We start from the raw sequence: 234 nt of genomic DNA, 5'->3' as shown, positions 1-234 counted from the left end.
GCCATGCGCTACGCGCTGTGGGTGGCCGATTCGGACGGCTTCAACCCGCAGACCAGCGTGCGTGCGGCCGAACCGCTGCTGTCGCCCTCGGGGAGCCCGGACGGCAACCGCCTGGCCTACGTCAGCTTCGAGCGCGGCAATTCGGCGATCTACATCCAGACCCTCGCCACCGGCGCCCGGGAGCTGGTCACCAGCTTCCGCCGCATCAACAGCGCCCCGACGTTCTCCCCGGAC

1 pseudogene is annotated in these 234 nt (G+C 70.5%); it reads left to right on the top strand.

Annotation, left to right across the window (positions count from 1 at the left end):
- Positions 1-234, top strand: a pseudogene (locus ACQG3P_RS24305) (Tol-Pal system beta propeller repeat protein TolB); the annotation flags it as partial.

Source organism: Stenotrophomonas sp. SrG (assembly GCF_050031795.1).
In the GTDB taxonomy this organism is placed as follows: Bacteria; Pseudomonadota; Gammaproteobacteria; order Xanthomonadales; family Xanthomonadaceae; genus Stenotrophomonas; species Stenotrophomonas rhizophila_A.
The sequence above is the reverse complement of the archived record's forward strand: the minus strand, read 5'-3'. Positions and strand labels throughout refer to the sequence as shown.